This is a genomic window from Rhodohalobacter sp., from assembly GCF_041686455.1.
In the GTDB taxonomy this organism is placed as follows: Bacteria; Bacteroidota; Rhodothermia; order Balneolales; family Balneolaceae; genus Rhodohalobacter.
The window spans coordinates 1-6,870 of the sequence record NZ_JAWLDW010000132.1; the positions used below are offsets into that span (position 1 = coordinate 1).

Consider the following 6,870-nt stretch of genomic DNA (forward strand, 5'->3'; position numbering starts at 1 on the left):
TATACTTCGAACCCATCACTCTATTCGGCGTTTGTTTTTGCGTTCATATCTTACCCCGCACTCATGTACGGGGCTATTGTCTTCTCATCCCTTCGGGATTCATTACACCTCCAAGTCCGACCACGAATGTTTTAGTACTATGGCAGCACACATTTATAAAAAACGTGAGTTTGAAATAAGAATCTTGAAAATGATTCTCCCCTCCTGTGTTGTTTTGTTTTGGGACATAGGTTACACTTTCATGGAAGTGTTACCCATGTATCCTTTCAAAACACTGTGTAAGGAGGGGTTGGGGGAGGTAGCCCTAATGATTTCAGGCTTTAAATCTGATCTTATATTGGTTTCAACCACCCCTAAATCACTTCGTGGGAATCGCTTCGCTCGGAGCCCCTCCTTGGATAAGGAGGGGACTTTTTCTATGCTTTTACATTCATTTTATATCGAACTCACGTTAAATATAAATTCAAGAAATTCCGTAGGAATATTCTGTTTATAGAAATCCTGGGCCAATTTTAAAAACGCTCCGTAGGCCCGTCCTGTTTATGCTCACTAGTTCTCGTACTGCATCATTAAGGAGGGGCTAACGCAGCCTGACAGAGTCTGGGTAATGATTGCATAAGGTCGTTTAGATTTGTTTAAATAACTCTGTGTGTTCCGCCTCTGTAATATTTTGCAATTCGAACGATTCTCTTTGATCGGCGGGCAATGCTGTGCTTTGTTTTTCCAGCACTGACGCACAACCTGTCCCGGTGTTTTTGATCGGGACGGCTATATAAGGAGCATCCCTTATGGATTGGGGTGACATCATATTTTTGTGAGGAGAGGTATTATCCCTGTGAATTAACTCAGCGAAACTCAGCGTACTTATCCGCCCCGAATGCTCGGGGCGAGAAACCAGACGCTGTCAAATCCGCCTACATTCGGTCGGGCAGGTCCGGTTGGTGTTGACAGGTCATTTTACCAAATACCCATTTATGGGTTAAACATACGAGCGCGGGATTTATCCCTACGCGTGATGTGCTAAGTGAATTCTAACTCTTTAAAATCGATTCATCCAGCATATCGTTGTCAAAAAAGACCGCACGGTTAGATAGTTTAATGGCCAGATAGACGGAGAGAATCGTGCCGGAGAAGATGGCCAGCATAATCATAATCTGATACTGAATGGCGGTCATCGGTGAACTTCCGCTCAGAATCTGACCGGTCATCATTCCCGGCAGCGAAACCAGTCCGATCGTAGCCATAGATGCCAGGGTTGGATTGGCAGACTTTTTAAGGGCCGTCTGAAAAAACGGGTAAAGAGCTTCACTTCGGCTTGCTCCACATGACAGGAAAAATTGAAATCTTTCCCGGTTCTCCTTGAGGCTGTAGTAAAAGTCGTTGATGCCAATCACATTACTGCGAAGGCAGTTTCCCAGAACCATTCCGGTAATGGGGATGGCGTACTGTGCTTCAAGCAGCGAGGGCAGCTGAATCACCAGTTCAAGGAAAAAGAAATTGATGAGTACAATGCCAAAGAACGTAGCGGCAAATACCGGAATCAAAAGCTCTTTTTTACGGCTGAGTTCACTGCGATCGATCGTGGCAAAATCGGCAACAATTACCATCACCATGATCCAGGCGAGGTTTATCCATGCATTATCCAGTTCAAACAGGTATTCGAGATAGTACCCTACAAAAATGAGCTGCAACGTCATCCGAATGGTGGCAATGACCATTTTGCTGTTGAGTCCGGTTTTGTAATAACCAAGAATGGCAGCCGGAATGAGTAAACTGATGAAAGCAATGGAGAGTTGGAGCCAGCTGAGTTGTATGATTTCCATGCGATTATTTTCCTTTGTTCAGATCGATAACGGTATCGCAACGCTCCACCCAAAAAGGATCGTGCGAAGTGGAGAGAACGGTTTTTCCGGATTGATCCAGCAGCTGTTTTGCGGCACGCTTTTTGGAGTCCAAATCCAATGCGGAAGTGGGTTCATCCAGCAGAATAAAAGGCTGATCCAGCAGGATACAGATAGACAATCCAATTCGCTGGCGCTGTCCTGTGGAGAGGTCGGCAAAGGATTTATCCAAAACTTCGCCGGGCAACAGCCCAAAACTCTTCAGGATCTCTTCGATTCTGGATCGGTCCGGCCTTTTCTCTTTGTGAGCCTGGAAGGTGAATGGAAATAAGATCACATCCGTAACTGAGCCGGTTCCGATATTCAGATCCTGAGGAAGCCAGGAGGAGTTTTTCCTTAGGCTTTTTACAATCTCCGGATTCCCTTTAATCGATTCTCCCCGGAATGTGATATCTCCCTGCTGGAGCTTTTCAAACCCGAGGATTAACCGAAAGAGTGTGGTTTTGCCGCTGCCCGAATCCCCCTTCAGAACAACCTGGTCTCCTTTATTGATCTGAAACGAAAAATCCCGGAAAACGACCTCATCACCATAACGGAATGAGATCTTTTTTCCTTCAATCAACGGGGTTCGGCTCATAGATCAGGTTGCTCTGTTGAGTTGGGAATGTTGATATGGATTTTTTAGTCGTTAAACTCAGGTACAAATCGATGATTGGTTGCCTGTTCAAAAGCATAAGCAATTTCAAGAAGTACGGGTTCACTCCAGGCTCGGCCGAAGAAAGAGACACCCACGGGTAGTCCGTCCAGTTGCCCCATTGGGAGGCTGATGATCGGATATCCGGCCCGGGCAGAGGGTGAGCTGGATGAGAGAGCAAAATTATCGCCCAATGTCAGATCCGTTTTCCATGCGGGTGAACCGGTTGGGGAGACAAAAGCATCCAGATTTTCTTCATCCATCATCTTGTCGATACCTTCATCGCGACTGTGCAGGAGCATATTTTCAAGTGCTTCCCGGTACTCTTCCGAATCGAGATCTCCTTTTTCAGAAGCCGTAAAGATTAAATTTCGATCAAACCGCTCGGTCTCCTCCGGATTTTCACGAGTAAGTTCGGCAAGTTCTTCAATGCTGGAGACCGTTGCATCCTCACCCAGCGATTCGAAGTATTTGTTCAGTCCGTCTTTAAATTCATAAAGAAGTACCTGAAAGGCATCACCGCCAACATTCGTTTCTGAAATTTGGTCTATTTCTATCACTTCCGCTCCAAGCTCTTCAAGTTTACGAACGGTTTGGTTCATCAAGGTGTCTACCCGGAAATGACTTCCCATCGGTTGTGTAAAGAATCCGATTCTTTTTCCTTCAAGGCCGTTTTCATCCAGGAACTGTGTATAATCTTCATGAATATGCTCTTCACTATCGGCTGTTTTGTCATCATTCGGATCCACTCCGGTGGCATAACTTAACAAAATGGCTGCATCCCGAACGGTTCGGACCATGGGTCCGGCGCTGTCGGTTGTATGGGAAATCGGGATGATGCCGGATCGGCTCCACAAACCAATCGTAGGCTTAAGCCCGACAATACCATTGGCGTTGGATGGGCATACAATGGAACCGTTGGTTTCGGTACCGATCGTTAATGTGGCGAGATTAGCAGATGCTGCCACACCCGAACCGGCGCTTGAACCGCACGGGTTTCGGGTAATATCGTAGGGGTTATTGACCTGTCCGCCCAATCCACTCCATCCGCTTGAGGACATGTTACTGTGGAAGTTTGCCCACTCACTCAGGTTTGCCTTTGCAATGATGATGGCTCCGGCATCTTTAAGCTTTTTCACAATGAAAGCATCCTCGGGCGGGATTGAGCCTTCCATAAATCGGGATCCGGCTGTCGTCTGCATATCTGCAGTGTTGATGTTATCTTTCAAAATGATGGGTACACCGTGCAGTGGTCCTCGTACATTGCCGTCGCGCCGTTCACGATCCAGTTCATCTGCGATTTCCAAGGCATTTGGATTCACGGTAAGGATCGCGTTCAATCCGGGTCCATTTTTATCTATTTCCTCAATTCTGTCGAGGTAAGCACGTACAACCTGAGATGCGTTCAAATTTCCATTGTCATACCGTTCTTGCAGTTGGTCAACCGTAATTTCTTCGAGGTCGAGCAGTTCATAAAGGGATTCATCCCCAGATTGTGAACATGCAGATATAAAAAGGAGGGCGAGTACCGAATAAATGAGCAGTTTTGTATTCATACAATTTTTTTCTGTTAAAGTATGGTAGGAATAAAGTGATAATCGGGCTTTGTAGCAACATTTGATAGGTGGAGGTACATAAAAAACCGAGCATTTATGTTGAGTGCCGGGTTCCTCATACTGATCAAATTACGGTTTTCAGGTCTTTTTTTATTTGATTATCAGAGTGAAAGTGTAGCTGATTTTAATAACGGATTTAAATTTATCGTAAATATTCGCATTATTCATTCAGTTCATACTGTCATTCTGATCCCGAGGATTCGGGAGAAGAATCTTCTTTTTTGGGTTTCATATCCCGGAGATCCTTCACTCTGTTCCCCGAAAAAGAGTCGGGACACAGCAGGATGACAGCATTGACAGGATGACTACTAACCGACACAAAACAATTCATCAGAATAAACAATCCGATTTGGGAAAACAGGTAACCTTAAAAAACATCGCCGACGCTTTGGGAGTCTCTACTATGACCGTCTCCCGGGCATTAAATGATCGATCCAATGTTGATAAAAAGACAAAGGAGAAGATTATTCAAAAAGCGAAAATCATGGGTTACACGCCAAACCGCGTAGCGAAAAGTCTGGTTTCCAGAAAGACTCAGACGATTGGCGTTGTAATTCCTGAAATTACACACGCATTTTTTCCTGAGGTGGTCCGGGGAATTGAAGAGGTGACCTACCGCTCGGATTATCAGCTCATCTTGACAAACGCCAATGAACAGTTTGAACGGGAACAGCACGCCGTTAATACCCTGCGCTCACAGCAGGTAGACGGTATTTTGATTTCTTCATCACAAACGGTGGAGGACTACACTTTTTACAGGGAGATTGTTAACTCGAATACTCATCTGGTTTTTTTTGACCGCTGTATTCAAGGAATTGGGGCCAGTTGTGTTCATGTGAACGACAGGGAGAGTTCGGAACTGATTACCCGTCATTTGATCGAAAAACATCAATACAAAAAGATTGCCCACTTAAGCGGTCCCAGGGAAGTAACCATTGGCCGTGAACGGTACATGGGATATCAAGAAGCGCTTGAAAAAAGTAACCTGACTGAGAATAGAGAGTGGATCGTTGAAGCGGGTTTTAAAGAGGAGGGAGGATATCAGGCAATGAAAAAAATACTGGAGCTTCCCCAATCGGATCAACCCAGGGCAATCGTTTGTGTGAATGACCCTGTTGCCTTTGGTGCAATGGAAGCGATTAAGGAGGCCGGGCGAAAAATACCTGATGACTTTGCGATCACAGGATTTTCGGACGAGATACGAGCACCGCTGGTGGAGGTTCCGCTCACAACCGTTCACCAGCCGGCATACGAAGTTGGGCGTCGGGCAGCTGAAAAGCTTTTGAAATTGATCGACGGTGAGAGCGAGCAAACTGAGGATATCGAAATTGCAGCTACGATTCAGATTCGAAAATCGTGCGGTTGCTGAGGCAATCATTAAAAAGTAGCTGAAGCCTATTGCAATATTTTGAATTTGTTCTATCTTGATAGTGAAATGTTATCGTTAACATTCTATCGTTAGGTTCCGGTTGGATGCGCTTTAAACCATTGTAAAATGAACTACTTAAAAACGATTTTTCTACTTTTTTTACTGCTTTCATCCTGTTCATCCGATTCTTCCATCGGACCGCGTGTAAATCAGGATGATGACCGGCCGGATGATTCAGATCCGGTTTACTATTCAGCCGATGAATTTATAATGGGCGCCGATCTCTCGTACGTGAATCAAATTCTGGATCATGGCGGAATCTACTCTGTAGATAGTGAGATTCAGAATCCCTATAAAATATTTGCTGATCATGGAACCAATACGGTTCGGCTCAGGCTATGGCACAATCCGGAGTGGGTTCAAACCGAAGTTTACGAAGATCCCGAGAAACCTCTTTACAGCGGATTTGATGATGTGAAACGAAGTATGGAGGAAGCGAAAGCGCAGGGAATGGCGGTCAATCTCGATTTTCACTACTCCGATATCTGGGCCGATCCGTCGCACCAGAATATTCCGGCAGCCTGGATTGAGATAACGGATATTGAAGAGCTGAAAGATTCGGTCTATGCGTATACCTATCAAACGCTCGAAAAGCTTAACGAAGAAGGACTAATGCCGGAATTTGTGCAGGTGGGAAATGAGACCAACTGCGGTATGATGTTTACCAACGCACCTGAAGGCTTTCCACCACTGAACGGTTGTGATGGCTATTGGGATAATCTTGGCGCGGTGATCAACAGCGGTATTCAGGCGGTACTGGATGTCGCAGCCGGATCAGAGATCAATCCAAAAATTATTCTCCACATTGCTCAGCCTGAAAATACCGAATGGTGGTTTGAAAATATTATGAGCGAAGGTGGGGTCAGTGATTTTGACATCATCGGAATTTCATACTACAGTCACTTTTCTGATACGCCACTGATTGAACTCGATGATTATATATCAACATTTCGGGATAAATTTGATCGCGAAGTGATGGTTGTGGAAACGGCCTATCCCTGGACAACCGAAAACGCAGATCAGTACAACAATATCTTTGGTCAGAGTGCTATTGAGCCCAACTATCCCGCTACGAAAGAGGGACAGCTTCAATATTTTATCGATTTAACACAAGCTGTAATGGATGGCGGCGGAAGCGGTGTGATGGTTTGGGAGCCGGCCTGGATCACGTCCGACATGAAAGACCTCTGGGGAACCGGATCGTCTTGGGAAAACAACGCTTTCTTTGACTACGATGGAGATCTCCATCAGGGCATTAATTTTATGACAACCGACTACGAACTGTAATCT

5 protein-coding genes are annotated in these 6,870 nt (G+C 45.4%); 2 read left to right on the plus strand and 3 right to left on the minus strand.

Going from position 1 to position 6,870, the window contains the following annotated elements; translation table 11 throughout:
- Window positions 1-1,031: 1,031 nt before the first annotated feature.
- Genes ACESM0_RS11920 through ACESM0_RS11930 form a run of 3 tightly spaced genes read right to left on the minus strand, consistent with a single transcriptional unit; the run spans window position 1,032 to window position 4,091 of the window.
- Window positions 1,032-1,823 carry an ABC transporter permease gene (locus ACESM0_RS11920; protein WP_372906432.1) on the minus strand — a complete coding sequence of 264 codons (792 nt, stop codon included), beginning with the start codon at window positions 1,821-1,823 and terminating at the stop codon, window positions 1,032-1,034.
- 4 nt (window positions 1,824-1,827) lie between these two features.
- Entirely contained in the window at window positions 1,828-2,478 is a 651-nt protein-coding gene (locus tag ACESM0_RS11925) for an ATP-binding cassette domain-containing protein (RefSeq protein ID WP_372906433.1), read from the minus strand.
- Between the two features lie 44 nt (window positions 2,479-2,522).
- The gene (locus tag ACESM0_RS11930) at window positions 2,523-4,091 is read right to left on the minus strand and encodes an amidase (protein ID WP_372906434.1); all 1,569 of its coding nucleotides are present in this window, start codon (window positions 4,089-4,091) and stop codon (window positions 2,523-2,525) included.
- A 361-nt stretch (window positions 4,092-4,452) separates the two neighbouring features.
- On the opposite strand from ACESM0_RS11930, the gene ACESM0_RS11935 reads away from it, so the two are divergent.
- Window positions 4,453-5,520: a LacI family DNA-binding transcriptional regulator gene (locus ACESM0_RS11935; RefSeq protein ID WP_372906435.1), complete on the plus strand. Its 1,068-nt coding sequence runs from the start codon at window positions 4,453-4,455 to the stop codon at window positions 5,518-5,520.
- A gap of 126 nt (window positions 5,521-5,646) precedes the next feature.
- A complete protein-coding gene (locus ACESM0_RS11940) occupies window positions 5,647-6,867 on the plus strand; it encodes an arabinogalactan endo-beta-1,4-galactanase (RefSeq protein WP_372906436.1) in 1,221 nt (406 codons plus the stop codon).
- Window positions 6,868-6,870 lie beyond the last annotated feature (3 nt).